Origin of the sequence: Metabacillus mangrovi, assembly GCF_009711125.1 — a bacterium.
Classification (GTDB): Bacteria; Bacillota; Bacilli; order Bacillales; family Bacillaceae; genus Metabacillus_B; species Metabacillus_B mangrovi.
This window is the reverse complement of sequence record NZ_WMIB01000026.1, coordinates 25,671-46,103: the sequence shown is the minus strand read 5'-3', so window position 1 is coordinate 46,103 and position 20,433 is coordinate 25,671. Positions and strand designations below refer to the sequence as shown.

Below are 20,433 nucleotides of genomic sequence, written 5' to 3'. Positions count from 1 at the left end.
CCTTCAAGGCGTCATCGACCTCTTAACAGGCACCGGGGTCCTGCTGATGATTTCCTCGACAATGTCCATTGCCGAATGGCCTTCATAGCGGGCTTCGGATTTTAAAATCATGCGGTGCGGCAAGGCGAAGGAAGCCAGATACTGCACATCATCCGGAATCACGTAATCTCTACCGGATAAGAACGCAAAGGCTTTGGCCGCCTTCATCAGGCTGACAGACCCGCGGGGGCTTGCGCCGAGATAGACAGACGGATGATTGCGTGTTTTTGTCACAACATCGATGATGTACCGCTTTACTGTATCATCCATGTATACCTGTTCCATCTCGTTCTGCAGCCCTATTAAATCTTCCTTGGAAATAACAGATTCGATATGGGTGATGGGTGCTTCTCCGTCCGCCCGGTTTAAAACGAGCAGTTCTTCTTTAGGAGACGGATAGCCCATCTTGATTTTAAAGAGAAAGCGGTCAAGCTGTGCTTCCGGCAGCGGATAGGTACCTTCATATTCGATCGGATTCTGGGTGGCGAGCACGAAAAAAGGCTGTTCAAGCTGCCTCGTTACCCCGTCGATCGTCACGCTGCCTTCCTCCATTGCTTCGAGAAGGGAGGATTGTGTTTTCGGGGAGGTACGGTTGATTTCATCAGCCAGGACAATGTTCCCCATAATCGGACCGGGACGGTACTCAAACTCCAGCCTCTGGGGATTATAGATGGAGATGCCTGTGACGTCCGATGGGAGCAGGTCCGGGGTAAACTGGATCCGCCTGAAATCGGCACCGAGTGATTTTGCAATGGAACGGACAAGCATGGTTTTCCCTACTCCGGGAACATCCTCCAAAAGGACGTGGCCTTTTGCGAGGAGGGCAGTTAAGCACAGGACAGCCGCCTCACGTTTTCCCGCCATAACCTTTTCAATATTATCTACTACTCTGCCAAGCTCAGGGTGAATGGTTTCCAAATAATCCATAGTTTCCTCCTAAAAGTGAGAGATAACAGCATCTAACGGGGCATCTATTTATTGCTCAGCTAAACTTCATCGTCCTGATTCCATCCTTAAGTCCTATAATTATCTCTAAATATTTCGACAATTAAAAGCCTTTTTCTTTCTTTTTTCCTTATTACTATTTTCGCACGTTGGCTTGAAAATTTCCAATACAAAGACGGACAGCAAGCACCATCCGCCTATTTTTTTTGGCTATTTAAACGAAAATTCTATTTTCCCGCCATTCAGCACAAGATACGCATCAAACGGATTTTTCTTTCCTTTAAACCCCTTGATCTTTCTCGTTTTCCCCTTCTCGCACAGCAGTTTAATCTGAGCGGGACTGATGGATTTATTCAGGATTTTTTTGCTGAAGGACTGCTTGCAGCCTTCCATATAACCGGAGCATCCGTAATACGTTCTGCGGTCCAGAATATTGCCTTCCTTGCAGACCGGGCATTTGCAGATGGCGCCTTCATGCACCTGCGGCTCAAATTTCCCGTTCACCTCAAGCTTCCCGACATCTGCTTTTGCCTGGTCCATCAGAGCCATGCAGAGCTTTCCGGCATTTTCGATAAAGACATCCTTCGATTTGTTCCCCGAACCGATTTCTTTCAGGAACGTCTCCCACTTAGCGGTCATCTCAGGCTTTGAAAGAAGGGTTCCCTCCACAGCCTCGCACAGAATACACCCTTTAGGCGTAACGAACACACTGTTTTTGCTGATTTCGATGAATTCCCTGAGAGTCAGCGTATCAATGATGCCCGCTCTCGTCGCTTCCGTCCCCAGGCCTTCCGCTGCATTCAAGGCTTCCTTCATTTCTTTATCCTCTATATGCTTGCCGGCTGTTTTCATTAACGTGATCAGCTGGCCGGGTGTATACGGCTTCGGAGGCTGGGTCATCCCCTCTTTTACAGCCAGGACAGCAGCAGCGTGTTCCTGCTGTGAAACGGCCGGAAGCGGGTTCTCCCCTTCCTCTTTCTCACTGCGGCTGTTCTCAAGGGATTTCCAGCCGGCTGTTTTGACGGTTTTCCCCTTTGTCAGAAAATCCACCTTCCCGATCGCTGTTGTGATCACCGTTTCATCATATACATGATCGTCCATGAACATTTTCAGAACGCTCTTGGCGATTTCATCATAGACCGTCTTTTCCTGCGGGGAAAAAGATGCAAATTTAGCAGGTGTCACGAGTTTTTCTGTTGGAACAATCGCATAGTGGTCTTTCACTTTGCTGGAATCTACGAATCTTTTGGAAGGAAAAAGAGATTTAGGGGTAAAATCCAGTGAAAATGTTTTTTGATAGCCTGCCAGGTTTCCCTTCAGATAAGAGAATTCCTCTTCTGTAATGTGCTGGCTGTCCGTACGCGGATAAGAAACAAACCCCTTCTCATAAAGCTTCTGGACAATTTTCAATACAGCAGTCGGGTTCATTTTCATCCGCCTGTTGAGATTGGCCTGAAGCGTTGACAAGCTGTGCAGCATCGGGGGCTTCAGCCGCTTCTCCTGAACGGCCACCTCTTTTACCGCCGCATCATAGCGGTTTTTGCCCGGCGTGATATCCGGACTGACCGCCTTCTGCAGCTCTTCTTCTGTTTTATACTTTTTCGGATGCTTGCCTTTATACGTACCGTTCTTCACAGTAAATTCCCCTTCAAGCTCTACAAACGGCTCCGGCTTGAACTGTTCAATTTCCTTCTGACGGTCATATATAAGCTTCAGAACCGGTGTCTGAACACGGCCGACACTGAAATTTTCCCTGATTCCCTTCTGCTGAAGAAGGAGGGTATACAGCCGGCTTGCGTTCATGCCTACGAGCCAGTCCCCTATCTGCCTGGCCTGCGCTTCATAAAAGAGCGGTTCACTCACTCTTCCATCCTTCAGACTCGCAAAGCCTTTCCGTACGGCCTGATCCGTATAGGAGGAAAGCCAGAGACGGCGGATCGGCTTTCGGGAGGCTCCCGCCATCCTGATGAGAAGCCGGGCAATGTTCTCCCCTTCCCTTGCTGCATCCGTACCGATGATGATTTCCGATGCCTCATTTAACAGCTTGCGCACGATCCGGTACTGCTGTGCCTTGCCCTTGGATACCTTATATTCAAAACGCTCCGGAATAATCGGCAGCTTATCCAGAGACCATTTTTTCCATGAGTAATCATATTCGTGCGGATTCTTCAGCTCAACGAGGTGGCCGATCGCCCAAGTGATAACGGCTCCCTCCGGAAACTGCCCGCATGCTTTTATCTCAATATGCCCCTCTTTTTTAACAGAAGGAAAGGGAGCTGACAGCAGTTTCCCCTGATCCGGTTTCTCAGCCAATATGACGATCAATCTGATTCTCTCCTTATCGGTCTTTGTATAGTGAGGCAAACAAATGTTTCTCTTTTTATTTTCTCACGTTCCGCTGCTTTTTTCCACCACAAAGAGGTTCAGTTTTTACAGAATAAGGGAAGAAGCGGTATAAAAGACAGTGTAGAGAGGAGACCAGTGAAATGAGGAATACAAAAAAATTTTATCTCGACGGAAGAGTCGCTGCAGCGTTTACTGCCGGGGTTCTGAGCATCGTGATGATTCTTTCCATCCTCTCGGATTAAATGCTTTATAACGAATGTTATGGCTTTCGAAACCTTTGAACCATCTCTTTTCATCCCGCTTAAACATCTGTAATCATCCTGTAAAAGTCAAAGAAGGGGCAGGCTTCACGTCCCTTCCTCCCTTTCCTGCATGCATCCCAGCGCTGATAGCGCGTTCAGAGAAAACAGCAAAAACGATTACATAAGAGCACTGCCGGTTTACATTCCGTAACTGTTAAATAGTTCTTTACTATTAGGTATATAGAATTATAAAGCTGCTTTTTTATGTTTCCGGTGTCTTTTATCCTTTTTGACGCCGGGACGCATACCCCGTATTCTGTAACTGCATGCGGAACCGGTTCTGCAATTCGCCAGCCGGCAGGTGATTGTCATTAGCCAGAACCCGGAACTCATCATAAAATCTTTTAGAAATGAGGACGATTTATGAACATCCAGACTTTTCTTAAAAGAACCACTGTATACACACTGACTTCCGCGCTCTTGCTTGGAGGCGGCGCACAAGCCCTTGCACAGGAGCCAAAAGAACAGAATAAAACATACGGCCAGGGAGAGCTTACCCGCGAGGATATGGGGAAAATTCCGGGCCAGATCGCCAATGATAAAGAACGCTATACGGTACCGCAGTTCGATGCTTCTACTATTAAAAACATTCCATCAGCAACCGGCTACGATAAAGACGGCAACAAAATCAAACTGGATGTCTGGGACACATGGCCGCTTGCCAATGCAGACGGAACAGTAGCAGACTATAAAGGCTATGACATCGTGTTCGGTCTTGCCGGAGATCCAAAAGATGCAAACGACACGTCCATTTACATGTTCTATAAGAAAAAAGGCGATGAATCCATCGAAGCCTGGAAAAATGCAGGGAAAGTTTTCGCCAATGACAAAATCAACCCGAACGATCCTCACCTGAAAAATAAGGATCAGGAGTGGTCCGGTTCTGCCGTTATGACAGAGGAAGGCGAGCTTCGTCTTTTCTATACAAACCGCTCTGACAGAGAAGCCGGCAAGCAGACCCTGACAACAGCTCAGGTGAACCTGTCCCAGCCGGAATCCGGAGAACTTCAGGTAGACGGAGTCTCTGACCATAAATCCATCTTTGACGGTGACGGTGAGCTGTATCAGACCATCAGCCAGTTTGTTGAAGCCGGAGGAAATGAATCAGGCGACAACCATACGTTAAGAGACCCTCACTATATTGAAGAGAACGGCAAGAAGTATCTTGTGTTTGAAGCCAATACAGGAACAGAAACGGGCTACCAGGGCGAAGAATCCCTCTTTAACCGTGCCTATTACGGAGGCAGCAAGTCCTTCTACGAAGAAGAAAAAGCAAAATTGATGAACAGCGAAAACAAAAAAACAGCCGAGCTTGCGAACGGCGCAATGGGAATCATCGAAATCAATGATGACTTTACGTTTAAAAAAGCAGAAAAGCCGCTCGTAACCTCCAACACGGTAACAGATGAAATCGAGCGCCCGAACATCTTCAAGCATGAAGGCAAATGGTATCTGTTCACGGATACCCGCGGTGCGAAAATGACCATTGACGGTGTTGAAAAAGAAGATATTTATATGCTTGGCTATGTAGCCGACTCCCTTAACGGCAAATTTAAGCCACTTAATGAAACAGGAATTGTGCTTCACCATGATCTGGATCCAAACGATGTGACATTCAACTATGCTCACTATGCAATTCCGCAAAAATCCGGAGATGATTTCGTCATCACGAGCTACATGACGAACAGAGGATTCTTTGAAGACCGCAAGTCAACCTTTGCACCAAGCTTCCTGCTGAACATTCAAGATGATAAAACGTCCGTAGTGAAGGACAGCATCCTTGAACAAGGCCAGCTCGAGGTTCGATCTAAAGATGAAGAGTAAACGAAAAGGGCGGAGATTTTCTCCGCCTTTTTTTATATGTGTGCAGTCTTAAAAGGTGTATCGCCTTTCCTGCAACATGAAGCCCCTCCCCCCAAATAAAGAATCCATTAACACAATTCAATCTTTTGCCCCACATCTCTTCATATACCCAACACATCTGTAACCTTTCCGTAAAAAAACAAAACATTCCCTCTGTTTGATGTAAGGCTTTCTGCATTTTAATAGAAGAAAGCGATTTACATTCTTGGCAGCTTGAGTTGATAGCGCAATCAGAAAAACCTTTTCATCTTTCTTTCTGCATCCTGGAAAGCGCATCCAAGTCCTGACTTGCCGATTTTCTTTTCCCATGACTTTGGTTGCAGAGGATTTTCCCCATCTGCTTCGTTTCCGGGAATGAGGTACTTTCGGCGGGTTTGACGCATTCCCGTAATCCACGTATTCTGTAATTGCATGTGGAACCGGTTCTACAAAGCACCCGGCTGCTTGTTTACTGACTTTTTATCATTTATCTACATATGCACAGCAGCCAAAAAAACTTTACGAAATGAGGACGATTATGAACATTCAGAACATCCTTAAGCGCACAACAGTCTTGACTCTTACTTCTGCTCTCCTACTTGGCGGCGGTACTCAGGCATTTGCCCAGGAGTACAAAAATCACAAGAAAAAATATGGCCAGGGTGAAATCACCCGCTATGATATCAGCCAAATTCCCGGCCAGCTGGCTGAAGACAAAGAACGCTTCACAGTACCTGCTTTCGATGCAAGCAAACTAAAGAACATTGAATCTGCAACAGGCTTCGATAAAGACGGCAACAAAATTCTCCTTGATGTTTGGGACACTTGGCCGCTAATGAACGCGGACGGCACAGTGGCCGATTATAAAGGCTATGACCTTGTGTTCGGTCTTGCAGGCGATCCCGCTGATGCAAATGACACGTCTATCTATCTTTTTTATAAGAAAAAAGGCGATAACTCCATGGAAGCCTGGAAAAATGCCGGCAAAGTGTTCGAAAACGATGTCGTAAACCCAAATGACCCGCATCTTCCATACAAGGATCAGGACTGGTCCGGATCTGCGGTTATGACTGAAGAAGGCGATGTGCGTTTGTTCTATACAAACCGTTCTGACCGCCAAATGGGGAAACAAACATTAACAACAGCTCAGGTCAATCTGTCCCAGCCATCCTCAACTGAACTGAAGCTTGCTGGTGTATCTGACCACAAATCCATTTTTGCCGGAGACGGGCAGCAATACCAAACTATCCAGCAATTCATTGACCAAGGCGGTTTCCAAACCGGAGATAACCATACGTTGAGAGACCCTCACTATATTGAGGATAAAGGAAAGAAATACTTGGTATTCGAAGCCAATACAGGTACCAAGACAGGCTACCAAGGCGAAAAATCTCTCTTTAACCGTGCCTACTACGGCGGAAAGAATTCTTATTTCAAAGCTGAAAAAGAAAGACTTCTGAACAGCGATAAAAAACAGGCAGCTGAGCTTGCAAACGGAGCAATGGGAATCATCGAGATCAATGATGACTTCACATTCAAAAAAGTCATGAAGCCGCTGCTTACTTCCAACACTGTTACGGATGAAATCGAACGCCCGAACATCTTCAAGCATGACGGTAAATGGTACCTCTTCACCGATACACGCGGTGCAAAAATGACGATTGACGGTGTAGATAATGAAGACATCTTCATGCTCGGATATGTGGCCAATTCCCTCAGCGGAAAATTCAAACCGCTGAACGAAACAGGACTTGTTCTTCACCACGATCTGGACCCGAACGATAAAACGTTCAACTATGCGCACTATGCCGTTCCGCAAAAATCCGGAGATGATTTCGTAGTAACAAGCTACATCACAAACCGCGGATTCTTTGAGGATCAAAAGTCATCCTTTGCACCAAGCTTCCTTCTAAACATTGACGGTGACGAGACAACTGTTGTGAAAGACAGCATCCTTGAGCAAGGGCAGCTTGAAGTATCAAAAAACAAACAAGGGTATGGCTATTTTAATAAACGGTAACTATTAGAAAGAAATAACAAACTTCAAAGAAAATGGTGAGGGCTCTCACCATTTTCTTTGCTATAGAAGAAAGGAGCCATTGACATGAACAAAAAGAAAGCAGTGTGGATCGCAATTGCTGCCTTAGTGGCACTGTTCATTGGGATTTTGTCCAGCAGACTGAATGAAGGAAACGAGGAATCCGGAAAGGCTCCGAATACGGAATCCCCCGGAACAAAACCTGCGCAGGAAGCCTCCCCACACCGTCCCTCTATCCATTTCAGCACGCCTGAAAAGTGGAAAAATGATCCCCAGAAGCCTATTTTCATTGATGGTAAATACCATTACTACTATTTATATAATGGGAACTATCCGGATGGCGGCGGCACGGAATGGCGCCACGCAGTTTCCGAGGATCTCGTCACCTGGAAGGATGAAGGCATCGCCATTCCCAAGTTCACGAACAAAAACGGCGATATTTGGTCCGGATCGGTAGTCGAGGACAAGAACAACACCGCAGGGTTCGGAGAAGGAGCCATCATTGCTCTTGTCACCCAGCCAACTGCCGAAACCGGTAAACAGGAGCAATATCTCTGGTACAGTACAGACCGCGGCAAAACATTCAAAAGTTCGAGTGATCAGCCGGTTCTCCCAAACCCGGGTTCAGAGGTATTCAGAGATCCAAAAGTGATTTGGGATGAGGAGAACCAAAAATGGATGCTGCTCATGGCTGAAGGCGATAAAATCGGCTTTTACGAATCGAAAAACCTGAAGGACTGGGCCTTCACAGGAGAATACAAAACAAACGGCATCGGACTTCTCGAATGCCCGGATCTATTTCAAATGCGTGCCGAGGATGGAACGGTTAAATGGGTGCTCGGCGTGAGCGCGAACGGAAAAGCTGCCGGAAAACCGAATACGTATGCGTATTGGACCGGGAATTATGACGGCAAAACCTTTGCTGCGGACTCGCCTGATCCTGAGTGGCTGGATTACGGATTTGACTGGTATGGAGGCGTAACATTCGAAGATGGCAAAGGCGACCCGCTCGCCAAACGGTATGGGATCGCATGGATGAACAACTGGGATTATCCACACAACACCCCAACGGTAAAAGAAGGCTTTAACGGTGTTGATTCCATCGTCCGTGAAATACAGATGAAACCACAGGGAGAAGGCAAGTACAGCCTTGTCTCCAAGCCTGTTTCCTCCCTTCAAGACTCCGTAAAAAAAGAAGAGACAGCTGAACGGACAGAAGTGAACGGTACTGAAACGCTTCGTATTAAAGGAGATTCATACTTACTGGAGGCTGACCTTTCCTGGAAAGATGCACGTAATCTCGGCATTAGGCTCCGTGAATCAGAGGATGGAAAGCGTCATATCGATGCCGGCTTCCTTCCGCAAGAAGGAACCTCCTATGTGAACAGAGCCCTTACCGGCCAGCCTGACAAAAGCGGGAAATACGGAGAAAGCAAAGCACCTTTTGATGGGGCTGCCCAAAAGGTGCACGTGAAAATTCTGGTGGATAAAACGACTGTGGAAGTTTTTGTAGATGACGGAAAGACGGTCCATTCCAATCTGGCATTTCCGGAGCCAGGAGACCAGGCGATCACTCTTTATTCCGAAGGCGGACCGGCAGTATTCGAGAATATAAAGGTAAAACATTTTTAAAAATCGCAGTCTGAACTCCGGAGCCATTGACAGCTCCGGAGTTTTTTTGCGTGATGAAATACTTTTCCGCCATTTGACAATTTTTGATATACTATGCACATGACAGGCGTAGAAAGGAAAACATTATGATTGAAACAAGCCGGGTGAACAGGGGTAAAAAAAAGAAACACAAAGGGAAAAAATTGAAATTTTTCTTCCTGATCTTACTTCTTCTTATCGGAAGCGGTCTTCTTTATATGTATGTTCAATATCAGTCAGCTTTCAATGAATCCAATAAAGATACGGACCTCCACCAGGAGAAAGTGCCGTTCAACGGAGTTAAAACGAAGGGCAAGGTAAACGTGCTGCTTCTCGGCATTGATTCCAGGGGAGAAGAAAAGTCCCGTACGGATACCATTATGATTGCCCAGTATGACACGAACGCCAAAACAGCCAAGCTCGCCTCCATTATGAGAGACTCTTATGTGGAAATTCCGGAGCACGGAGGAAACAAAATCAATTCTGCCTACTCCATCGGAGGTGCCGAGCTTTTAAGAAAAACCATTAAGGAAAACTTTGATGTCGATGTTCAATACTATGCCCTTGTAGACTTTGAAGGCTTTTCTGCCATGATCGATAATGCTTTCCCAGATGGACTTGAAGTCGACGTGCAAAAAAGAATGTCCAAGGATATCGGGATGGTTATCGAACCGGGGGTCCAGCAATTAAACGGCAAACAAGCTCTTGCCTACGTCCGCTTCAGAAAAGATGCAGAAAGCGACTTCGGCCGCATCAAGCGCCAGCAGGAGATCCTCGGGAAAGTAACAAATGAACTCTTCTCTCTCAACGGAATCGTCAAAGCACCCAAGCTGATCGGTACCATGCAGCCTTACATCAACACAAACTTTGACAACACCCAAATCCTGCCCCTTGCCACCTCCTATCTCAGCAACAAGGATGAAGGCATCCAGACCCTCCGCATCCCAGTCGACGGAGCCTACGCCCCCAAGCGCTATCAGCGCGCCGGTGCCGTACTGGAACTGGATTTAGAAAAGAATAAGAATGCTTTAAAGGAATTTTTAGGTGAATCCTAAGGAGGCCGGCAGAGATGCCGGTCTTTTTTTGGGGATTAGTGGACCACGGATGGCGGATGGACTTTGGATGGCGGGTGGACCTCGGGTGGCGGCTGGACTTTGGATGGCGGGTGGACCTCGGGTGGCGGGCTGGACCTCGGGTGGCTCGCTGGACCTCGAATCCCAGGCTGGACCACCCATAGCGGCCGGGCGGACCTCGGATGGCGGCTGGACCTCGGGTGGCTCGCTGGACCTCGAATCCCGGGCTAGACCATCCATAGCGGCCGGGCGGACCGTGGCTTGGCTGAGGGAGTGGGGTTATCAGGCTTAAAAGATGACCGGCAGGCTGTCGAATCCTCCCGAAAAGTCGATATATTACGATTTTCGACGATATATTTTTATTTTCGACGATATATTAAAAATATCGCTGATATCTTAGGATTTTCGACGATATCTTAGGATTTTCGCTGATATACGGTCTCCAATGAATAGAATCCCCCTCCAATTCCCTCTTGAGCCAACAAAAAAAGCCGGTTAGCCGGCTTTTTTGCTAGTTTTTTACCTCTTCCTCTTCCAAAGCTCTTCTTTCTGCATGGGTTTGGGGGAATCCATTGGCTACCCACTCTGATTTTTGAACGGAATCGAGCTGAGTGAGGTCTTTTTCCTCCGGATCTTTATCTGCATCGGCACTTTCTATTTGGTGAAGCTTGCGGTTCGGATTCTCCCGGTCTTTTTCCAGTTCTTTCTGGCGCTTTTTATACGCTGCGGCAGCCCACACTGCACTGCCTGCCAGCACCACACCGGAGAAAGCATAATTCATCACAGATTTTTTCATCCTGTTTATTCCTCCTTCAACTCTTCTTATCTGCTTATTTACCCTTTCTTTTCGGATCTCATGTATGATTTTTTTGAAATGTGTTCATTAGGCTATTAAAATAGTAAATGTCGACTTTAAGAGTCTAATGACCTATTTTAAAACGGTCTTATTTCTTCACTTCTCATTTTCTCCCAATATGGTACTATTGTAATGGTATTATAGAACGGAAACAGGGAGGATCCTCGGTCACCATGAAAAAAAGCCTTTTTGCCGGAATCGCACTTGCAGGCATGCTGACAATTACAGCAGAAGCCGAAGCTGCTTCGACTCACAAAGTGAAGCCTGGAGAAAGTTTATGGAAGATTGCAAGCCAATACAAAGTCAGCGTCCCTCAGCTTAAGCAATGGAACAGCATGAAAAGTGACACGATCCACATCGGTAAGACTCTTTACGTATCACAGCCCTCTGCGGCAAAGCCAGCTGCAAAAAAACCTGCTGTACCGGCTGCTTCACTGAAGCATACCGTAAAATCAGGTGAGTCACTTTACAGCCTTTCAAAAAAATACGGAGTGTCTGTAAGTTCCATTCAGTCTGCTAACCGTCTAAAATCTTCAGCCATTAAGGTTGGACAAGCCTTGACCATTCCGAAAGCGGCTTCCGCACAGCCTGCTCCTAAGCCAAAACCGGCTGCAGCTCCAAAACCGGCTCCGGCTCCGGCACCCGCTCCTACAGCGAAAACGGTCATTTATACAGTTAAACCGGGAAATACCCTCTCTGCCATTGCAGCCCAGTACAAGACTTCTGTTCAAAAAATAAAAACATTGAACAACCTTAAGTCCGATACGATCTATGTTGGGCAAAAGCTTAAAATGACAGAGGGTGTATTGCCTGCACTGCCGGCTTTACAAGACGGTCTTTTTCCTTTTAAAGCTGGAACATACCAGCCATATATTGATTCCTTTGGTTATTCAAGAAGCTATGGCGGCTCACGGTCTCATGAAGGCATTGACATTATGGCTAAAAAAGGAACTCCTCTTTACTCTGTATCTGACGGAGTCATTGAACGATACGGCTGGAATGAGCTCGGCGGCTGGAGACTGACGATCCGAAACAGCGAAGGATACCGGGTTTATTATGCTCATCTAAACGCGTATGCGCCAGGGTTGAAGGCCGGACTATCCGTGAAACGCGGCCAATACATCGGTAAAGTTGGCGACAGCGGCTATGGAAAACCGGGCACGATCGGAAAATTTGTTCCGCATCTGCATATTGGCATTTATGATGCGAGTTACAAAGCCATCAATCCGTATCCGTTCTTAAAAAATTGGGTTACACACTAAATCAGCAGACCCCCCGGTCCATAACGGGGGGTTTTTTGTATAGAGTACTGGAAGGTTTAGAGGCCCCTGCTTAGGGAAAAAGTATGGCATATTATGGTTCTCAAGGAGGAGTCATTGCTATGGCACACTATATTGAAGTTGATGCAAATGTGAAGCTGTTTGTAGAGGATATCGGGGAAGGGCAGCCGATTGTTTTTATCCATGGCTGGCCGGTTAATCATCAAATGTTTGAATATCAGATGAACGAGCTTCCTAAGAAAGGGTACCGTTTTATCGGGATTGACCTGCGTGGTTTCGGACAATCGGACAAGCCCGCTTTCGGATACGATTATGACACTCATGCCCAAGACTTGAAAAAAGTTGTGGAATACCTGCAGCTTGAGAATTTCTACCTCGCCGGTTTCTCAATGGGCGGTCCGATCAGCATCCGCTATGCAACAAAATATGCGGATCCCAACCTTGCTAAACTGATATTGATCGGGGCAGCGGCACCGGTATTTACCCAGCGCGACGGCTATGAATACGGAATGAAAAAAGAAGAAGTCGACGAATTAATCGCAGGGATCAAAGCAGACCGTCCAGCGGCACTAAAAGAATTTGGAAGCAATTTCTTTTATTCCGAGACGTCAGAGACCCTCGACCAATGGTTCCTTAATCTTGGATTGCAGGCTTCAGCCCATGGCACCATCGCCTGTGCGGAATCACTGCGGGATGAGGATCTGCGGGATGAAGTTGGAAAGGTCAACGTACCGACTGTTATCATGCACGGCACGAAGGATGAAATCTGCGACTATCAATTTGCAGTGATGCTGAATGAGAGCATTGAGAATTCCACACTCATCACATTTGAAGAGAGCGGCCATGGGGTTGTGTATGATGAGAAAGAGAAATTTAATGAAGAGCTTTTAAAGCTGTTATAGATAGTGGAAACCGGCCAATGAGGCCGGTTTTTTTGTGGATGGGATGGGACGCTGCAGGGCGGGGTATTCGGTGCGGGACGATTTGATACGGGACGCTGCAGGGCGGGGTATTCGGTGCGGGACGATTTGATACGGGACGCTGCAGGGCGGGGTCAGTCCCGCACTGCTTTACCGCAACAGGGGACAGAGACACTCCAAACCGTTGGGGCACAAGGGATCGCACATGTGGTGCCGAAGCTTTCATCCTTTAGCAGAACCGGGGGCTGACCCCGCAAAAGCTTCACCACTGATCCTGCCCCACCACTAACGCACCCCATCAAAAAACCGCCGTCCCCTCAACTAGGGACCGGCGGTTTTTTCTCGATTAATATGGATCGGCTTCGTGGCTCTTTTTGACGGCGTCTTTTACGGCTTCTTCGGCTGCTATTGTGCCTTGGCCGTATTTGGATTTGCCGGCTTCGCGGCCAGGGAGCTTGTCTTCTTTTTTCATTTCCTGGATTTCTTTCATTTTCATTTCGATGCCTGCCTGCACGCGGCGGCCGTAGTCTTCGTCGGCCTGGGTGAAGTGGTCGATCATGGCATCCTGGATTCGTTTGTCGCAGACGGCGAGGGCATCTGAGAGATTGCTGATCAGTTCATCGCGCTCCCAGTCTTCAAAGCTGCGGTATGTGTCACCGGCCTGCCCATAGTTGTTCGGGCGGTCGATCGGTTCGCTCATCGCCGCTGCATTGTAAGTCGGACGGTGCTGCGGACGGTCTTCGAAGCCGGCTTCCTGGAATCCGCCGAGCGTGGATGGCTCGTAGTTGATGTGCGGGTTTTCCCCGTTTTCCTTCGGGTCGCGGGTGTCCATTTGGCCGCGGTGCTGATTCGTGCGGACCGGTGCTTTCGGTGCGTTGACCGGCAGCTTCAGGTAGTTTGATCCCACACGGTAGCGCTGGGTATCGGAATAAGAGAATGTGCGTCCCTGCAGCATTTTGTCGTCAGAGAAGTCCATCCCGTCAACGAGGACCCCCGTACCGAAGGAAGCCTGTTCGATTTCACTATGGAAATCAACCGGGTTGCGGTCAAGGACCATCTTTCCGACCGGCTTCCAAGGGAATTTATCCTCCGGCCACAGCTTCGTATCATCGAGCGGATCGAAGTCGAGCTCCGGATGATAGTCGTCCTCCATGATCTGAACGAAGAGTTCCCATTCCGGGTATTCGCCGCGTTCAATGGATTCGTACAGGTCCTGTGTAGCATGGGCGACGTTTTTCGCCTGGACCATGTCCGCTTCTTCCTGTGTCAGGTTGCGGATGCCCTGCTTTGGTTCCCAATGGTACTTAACGAGTACGGCTTCGCCTTTTTCATTTACCCATTTATACGTATTGACGCCTGAACCCTGCATGTGGCGGTAGGTTGCCGGAATGCCCCATGGAGAGAACAGGAAGGTGATCATATGTGTGGCTTCAGGTGTGCGGGATACGAAGTCGAACATCCGCTCAGGATTCGCCACGTTTGACGCCGGATCCACTTTGAATGCGTGAATCATGTCCGGGAATTTCATGGCATCGCGGATAAAGAAAATCTTCAGGTTGTTCCCGACGAGATCCCAGTTGCCTTCTTCTGTATACATCTTGACTGCGAAACCGCGCGGGTCGCGGGCGGTTTCCGGTGAATCCTTCGCTCCGGCCACTGTTGAAAAGCGCACGAGCAGAGGGGTCTGTTTCCCTGCGCCGGAAAAAACTTTGGCTCGGGTATACTTCTCGACCGGCTCATCTCCGACTTTTCCGTACGTTTCGAAATAGCCGAAAGCCCCTGAACCGCGGGCGTGAACGACACGCTCCGGTACTTCCTCGCGGTCAAAGTGTGAAATTTTCTCGATGAAATGATAGTTTTCAAGAGTTCCGGGACCGCGGTTTCCAATTGTCCGGATGTTTTGATTATCCGGTACCGGATGGCCCTGCCGTGTAGTGAGTGTCTCGCGTTTTGTGTCTTGTCCTTTTGAAGTCTGGTCATCTTTGTGATCTGCCAAAGTAATACCTCCCCAAAATTAATGACAAGTTTATTCTATCATTTTTCAAAAAATTTAAACAACAATAAGAGCGCCTCGAAAAATGAAAAAGCCGGCTCAATGGCCGGCTTAAATTACTTATCTGACTTCCTGCAGTTTTCTGATTCCAGCTACTCCTGAAGCAGCCGCGGCTTCTGCTACTGCAGCGGCAACACTTGATGCGACTCTCGGGTCAAGCGCATCCGGGATAATGTAATTCGGGTTAAGCTCCGTTTCAGTGACTAGCTCCGCGATCGCCCGTGCCGCAGCAAGATTCATTTCCATTGTTATGTCTGAAGCCCGTGAGTCGAGGGCTCCGCGGAAAATGCCTGGGAAGGCGAGAACGTTGTTCACCTGATTCGGGAAATCCGACCGGCCTGTACCAACGACTGCGGCGCCTGCAGCGAGAGCTTCTGCCGGATAAATCTCCGGAGTCGGATTGGCCATTGCGAGGACGATGGCGTCCCGGTTCATCGTCCGGACCATTTCTCCAGTGAGTGCTCCCGGTCCTGAAACGCCGATAAATCCATCTGCACCCATGATGGCATCCTTCAGCGTGCCTTGTTTTCTTTCCAAGTTTGTCAGCTCTGCGATTTTGGCCTGGCTCGGATTCATCCATTCTTCGCCCGGGCAGAGAATCCCTTCCAGACTGACGAGGGTGATATTTCTGATGCCGGCTTCCAGGAGAAGCTTTGCGATGGCGATTCCGGCAGATCCTGCACCATTCACCACCAGCTTGATTTCGCTCTGTTTTTTCTGCACAAAGCGCAGAGCATTGATTAGTGCAGCGTAGACAACAATTGCAGTCCCGTGCTGGTCGTCATGAAAGACCGGGATGTTCAGCTCTTTTTTGAGTCTTTCTTCTATTTCAAAACAGCGCGGTGCAGCGATATCTTCAAGATTCACGCCTCCGAATGTAGGTTCCAGCGCTTTGATGATTTTCACGATTTCATCAGGGTCTTTTTCAGCAAGGCAGATCGGAAAAGCATCTACTCCCCCGAATTGCTTGAACAGCATGGACTTCCCTTCCATTACCGGCATGGCGGCTTCAGGGCCGATGTCGCCCATTCCGAGGACGGCCGTTCCATCCGTCACGATGGCCACCATATTGCTTCTTGCTGTCAAGCTGTAGCCTTCTTCGCTGTTTTCTGCGATGACACGGCATGATTCTGCTACACCGGGTGTGTAGGCAAGGCTCAAGTCCTGTGCAGATTGGATGTCCATTTTTCCTGTAATCTCTATTTTACCGCCAAGCTCTTGATGGAGCTGTAAGGCTTTTTCTTTTATGCTTGCTTCATTCACTGATTTCCCTCTCCTTTATTAACCGAGTAATTTCATAAGCAGGATCGCTAAGATGACTGTCGATGCACCACCAAGTCTTGTCGCCACCTGAGCGAACGGCATAAGCGACATCCGGTTGGAGGCGGAAAGGATCGCTACATCGCCGGTTCCGCCCAGACCGCTGTGACAGCCTGTCACAATTGCCGAGTCGACTGGATACATTTTCATCAGCTTTCCTGTAAAATAACCCGTCGTTACCATAGCTATGACCACGCTGATACAGACCACAACGTAACCTGGGGTTACAATTTTCACGACATCTTCAAGCGGTATGTAGAGCATCCCGAGCCCGACCATAAGAGGCCATGTGAGGCTTGATGAGATAAACTTGTACAAGTGGAACGACCCCTGCTCCATTGTGGAAGGCAGCAGCTGAAAGCATTTGACGAGGGTCGCAGCAACGATCATCAGTACCGGTCCCGGTATTCCAAGGAATTTGTGTGCCAGACCTCCGAAAATAAAGAATGTGCAGGCGATCAGCAGTCCGGCTCCCATTAGCGGAAAATCGATTTTTTTCGATTCGAAGCCTTGCTCTTTGAAGGTGTTTCCGTCCTTGGATTTCACCAGCACACCGTTGCCTGTAAGCTCCGGTCTGCGCTCTCCAAGGTTTTTCATCAGTCCTGCGCAGATGATCGCGGCTATGTTGCCGATGACGGCTGCCGGGATCATCTGGGAAACGTAGGTTTCAGGCGTTCCCCCAAGGATTTGCGAATACCCCAGTGACAGCGGGAGAATGCCTTCTCCAATGCCTCCGCCAATGATTGGCACAACAATATAAAAGAAGGTGTGCTTCATGCTGTAGCCGAAAAGCGACCCAACGAGCAGCGCTGTTGCTACAGATGCGAGAGTACCGAGGACGAGCGGGACAAACATTCTCATAAAGCCCTGGATTAAAAGGCTCCGGGTCATGCCTAGAATGCTCCCTGCCACCAGAATGGAAATATAAAGGTATAAAAAGTTGGATGTCTTCATCAAGGTCGTGACTGCTTCCATGGAAGCAGGATTCAGCACGTCGTAAAAGACGAGGACAGACGGCACCAGAAGTGATAAAATGGCTGGTCCGCCAATGCTTTTTAAAATTGGAATTTTCATGCCCAGGTCGCCGAGCAGGATTCCCATCACCATAATGAGGGCAAATCCTCCGATCATGTCGGCTGGCAGCTGATTATTGACGGCTGCTGCGTATATGATGAGTGCTAATACAAGATAGACGGGCAGCGGAATGACTCCGACTTTCATTTGATTGATTTTGTACCAAATGCCTTTGCGCTTTTGCTTCTCTTCTTCAAAAGGAAGCGTTTGCAGTTTCTCAGCTGATCTCAATGGAATGACCTCCTGTCTCTTCTTTCCTTATCCATAATAGGAGGAAACATCGGGGATTCCTAGATTATGAAACTTATGAAAGCGTTTATCATAATAAAAAAAGCAAGCGGACGGATCCGCTTACACGTATTGGTTCATGATATGGATTTTCGTGTGATTGACTTCATGCTGATATACGGGTCTTCCTACGGTCCCGTAGCTGACCTTCGCATTCAATACGCCGATGTCAATCAGGAATTTCAAATATTTGCGAACGGAGACGCGCGAGATTCCTACTTCACTGACGAGATCATCAATGGAAAAATGCCCGGCCTCTAGCTCCTGGATGGCCTTCCACAGCAGTTCCAGCGTATCTTTTGTCAGTCCTTTAGGGAGATCCTCCGGCAAATGGCGCTCTTCTTTGCGGAGCAGCTGCTCATCCAGGTCTTTTTGGCTGAGGACCTGCTGATTCCGGATAAAAGAAGCTTTTTCCTGATACGCAGTGAGCGCTTCATTAAACCGGTCAAATTCAAAAGGCTTAATCAGGTAGTCTACTGCGCCGAGCCTGAGCGCCTTCTGCACTCGGCCGATATCCGAAGCCGCGGAGATGACGATGACATCGATCTCCTTTTTCGTTTCCCGGATGTATCCGAGAAGGTCGAGTCCGCTTTTTCCCGGCATAAAGATGTCGAGCAGGATCAGCTCGGCCTCTGTTCTTTCCAGTTCCTCCATCGCTTCTGCAACCGAGCTGCAGATCGCTGCGAGCTCGAATCCTCCTGCCTGTGCAAGATACCGTTTATTAAATTCCGCAACCATCGGGTCGTCTTCCACAATCATGACACGGATCATGAAGTTCCCCCCCTGCCTGCATAAGGTATGTAAACCGCCACTTTCGTTCCACGCCCTTCTTTTGAAACAATCTCGAGGTCTCCCTCCAGCCTCCCCAGACTTTCCCGGACTAAGTATAAACCGATTCCCCGGTCACTGCCCTTCGTCGAAAAGCCTTTTTCGAAGATCCGGCCCAGGATTTCCTCGTTCATTCCGCTCCCTGAATCCTTTACTTCCACTGTTAAAATCTCATCCCCATAGTCAAAATGAACGCCGATTTTCCTGTGCGGAGATTTTTCAACAGCTGCAAGCGAGTTATCGATTAAATTCCCAATGATTGTGATGAGTTCATGGATGAGGTGTTCATCTCCTTCAGGAACAGGGTAATCAGCTGTGCAGGTAAGCTCTGCCCCACCTTCCCTCGCCTTGCTCACCTTTCCGATTAAAAAGCCCGCCAGTACAGGATCTTTTATGATCCTGGAGATTGAGCCGATTTCTCCTTGATGCTGCCCTGTAATTCCACTGATGTAGGCGGTAAGCTCTTCATAATGCTTCATTTGAGTCATGCCCAGAATTACATGCAGTTTATTCATAAATTCATGGGACTGGGCTCTAAGCGCATCTGCATAAAGCCTTACACCGGTCAGCTGCTCGGCAAGCTGGCTGATTTCCGTTTTATCCCGGAACGTCGCCACTGCCCCGACAGTTTTCCCATCGACGATGACCGGCACCCGGTTGGTGAGCAGGGTGATCCCTCTTAGTTCCTGCTCTTCATCAAGTTCCGCCTCTCCAGTCTTCAGCACCCGTCTCAATGTTGAAGACGGCATATAGTCGTTGATGTCTTTGCCTACTGGTGCAGGCATGCTGAGGCCTGCCTTGCGAACAAGTTTTTCAGCCGCTTTATTGACAAGCGTAATTTTCGCATTCTGATCCACAGCAATGACCCCTTCCCGGACGGACTGCAGAACTGCACTCCTTTCCTGAAGAAGCTTGGCAATCGCGAACGGCTCTAATCCAAACAGGATTTTCTTGATATACCGAGCGAGGAAGAGAGCCCCTGCAATTCCGGCCAGAATGCCGAAAGCTGTTCCAGTCAGGACATTTTCCCGGCTTTTCTGCGCTGCTTCGTTTACCTCTTGAAGGGAAATGCCGACTGCAGCTGCGCCGACTTCTCTGCCCTCCCCGTCAAAAATGGGAGTAAAAGAGCGGAGGGAACGCCCGAGTGTCCCCTCTGATATGCTCGTGTATTCTTTTCCTTTTAGTACCTCTTTTTCATCCCCGCCGACAAACGGCTTTCCGACTTTCCCGGGTTCGGGATGCGAAAGGCGGATTCCCTTCATATCCATAATTACAACAAATTGAACTCCTGACGCTTTCCTGATTTTATTGGCAAAATCCTGAACAGCTTCTTTGTTTCCTCTACCGCTCAGTGCATCAATGACAAGAGGCGTTTCTGCCATCATACGGGCTGCGTTTCTCGCCTTTTCTTCCTGATTCCGCTCACTATCTTCCGTTACTGTATTCGTTACAAGCAAACTTGTCACTGCTAAAGAAAGAGCTACTACAGCGCATACGAAAACCGTAATCGTCACCTGCAGACTCCATTTCCCCTTTTTCATACACTCACCTCTGCCCCCCTATTATACAGAAAGGAAGG

At 48.3% G+C, this 20,433-nt stretch carries 14 protein-coding genes; 6 read left to right on the top strand and 8 right to left on the bottom strand.

The window, feature by feature from the left end:
• Positions 1-3: 3 nt before the first annotated feature.
• On the bottom strand, positions 4-966 hold the full coding sequence (locus tag GKZ89_RS18150) for an AAA family ATPase (RefSeq protein WP_155113817.1): 963 nt from the start codon (positions 964-966) through the stop codon (positions 4-6).
• A gap of 228 nt (positions 967-1,194) precedes the next feature.
• Positions 1,195-3,309: a type IA DNA topoisomerase gene (locus GKZ89_RS18145; RefSeq protein ID WP_155113816.1), complete on the bottom strand. Its 2,115-nt coding sequence runs from the start codon at positions 3,307-3,309 to the stop codon at positions 1,195-1,197.
• Between the two features lie 686 nt (positions 3,310-3,995).
• Between GKZ89_RS18145 and GKZ89_RS18140 the strand changes: the two genes are divergently transcribed.
• The 4 genes from GKZ89_RS18140 to GKZ89_RS18125 all read left to right on the top strand — a co-directional run bounded on the left by GKZ89_RS18140 (position 3,996) and on the right by GKZ89_RS18125 (position 10,217).
• The gene (locus tag GKZ89_RS18140) at positions 3,996-5,456 is read left to right on the top strand and encodes a glycoside hydrolase family 68 protein (RefSeq protein WP_155113815.1); all 1,461 of its coding nucleotides are present in this window, start codon (positions 3,996-3,998) and stop codon (positions 5,454-5,456) included.
• Between the two features lie 556 nt (positions 5,457-6,012).
• Entirely contained in the window at positions 6,013-7,494 is a 1,482-nt protein-coding gene (locus GKZ89_RS18135) for a glycoside hydrolase family 68 protein (protein WP_155113814.1), read from the top strand.
• A gap of 84 nt (positions 7,495-7,578) precedes the next feature.
• Positions 7,579-9,144, top strand: coding sequence for a glycoside hydrolase family 32 protein (locus tag GKZ89_RS18130; protein ID WP_155113813.1), 1,566 nt, complete (start codon positions 7,579-7,581; stop codon positions 9,142-9,144).
• A gap of 125 nt (positions 9,145-9,269) precedes the next feature.
• Complete coding sequence (locus GKZ89_RS18125; protein WP_155113812.1) at positions 9,270-10,217, top strand: LCP family protein; 948 nt, start codon at positions 9,270-9,272, stop codon at positions 10,215-10,217.
• 529 nt (positions 10,218-10,746) lie between these two features.
• Here the strand turns inward: GKZ89_RS18125 and GKZ89_RS18120 are convergent.
• Positions 10,747-11,031: a hypothetical protein gene (locus tag GKZ89_RS18120; protein ID WP_155113811.1), complete on the bottom strand. Its 285-nt coding sequence runs from the start codon at positions 11,029-11,031 to the stop codon at positions 10,747-10,749.
• Between the two features lie 233 nt (positions 11,032-11,264).
• Here GKZ89_RS18120 and GKZ89_RS18115 point away from each other — a divergent pair, with 233 nt between their 5' ends.
• Together GKZ89_RS18115 and GKZ89_RS18110 are read left to right on the top strand one after the other, a co-directional pair.
• Positions 11,265-12,353, top strand: a complete 1,089-nt coding sequence (locus GKZ89_RS18115; RefSeq protein ID WP_155113810.1) for a LysM peptidoglycan-binding domain-containing protein — start codon at positions 11,265-11,267, stop codon at positions 12,351-12,353.
• Positions 12,354-12,472: 119 nt separating this feature from the next.
• The gene (locus tag GKZ89_RS18110) at positions 12,473-13,273 is read left to right on the top strand and encodes an alpha/beta fold hydrolase (RefSeq protein WP_155113809.1); all 801 of its coding nucleotides are present in this window, start codon (positions 12,473-12,475) and stop codon (positions 13,271-13,273) included.
• Positions 13,274-13,637: 364 nt separating this feature from the next.
• On the opposite strand, the gene GKZ89_RS18105 is transcribed toward GKZ89_RS18110, so the two are convergent.
• The 5 genes from GKZ89_RS18105 to dcuS all read right to left on the bottom strand — a co-directional run bounded on the left by GKZ89_RS18105 (position 13,638) and on the right by dcuS (position 20,395).
• Entirely contained in the window at positions 13,638-15,287 is a 1,650-nt protein-coding gene (locus GKZ89_RS18105; RefSeq protein ID WP_155113808.1) for a catalase, read from the bottom strand.
• 117 nt (positions 15,288-15,404) lie between these two features.
• On the bottom strand, positions 15,405-16,607 hold the full coding sequence (locus GKZ89_RS18100) for an NAD(P)-dependent malic enzyme (protein WP_338324949.1): 1,203 nt from the start codon (positions 16,605-16,607) through the stop codon (positions 15,405-15,407).
• Between the two features lie 18 nt (positions 16,608-16,625).
• Positions 16,626-17,969, bottom strand: coding sequence for a 2-hydroxycarboxylate transporter family protein (locus GKZ89_RS18095; RefSeq protein WP_155113807.1), 1,344 nt, complete (start codon positions 17,967-17,969; stop codon positions 16,626-16,628).
• A 120-nt stretch (positions 17,970-18,089) separates the two neighbouring features.
• The gene (locus GKZ89_RS18090; RefSeq protein WP_155113806.1) at positions 18,090-18,797 is read right to left on the bottom strand and encodes a response regulator; all 708 of its coding nucleotides are present in this window, start codon (positions 18,795-18,797) and stop codon (positions 18,090-18,092) included.
• Entirely contained in the window at positions 18,794-20,395 is a 1,602-nt protein-coding gene (gene dcuS / locus GKZ89_RS18085; RefSeq protein ID WP_155113805.1) for a DcuS/MalK family sensor histidine kinase, read from the bottom strand. Before dcuS ends, GKZ89_RS18090 begins: the two co-directional genes overlap by 4 nt.
• Positions 20,396-20,433: the final 38 nt, after the last annotated feature.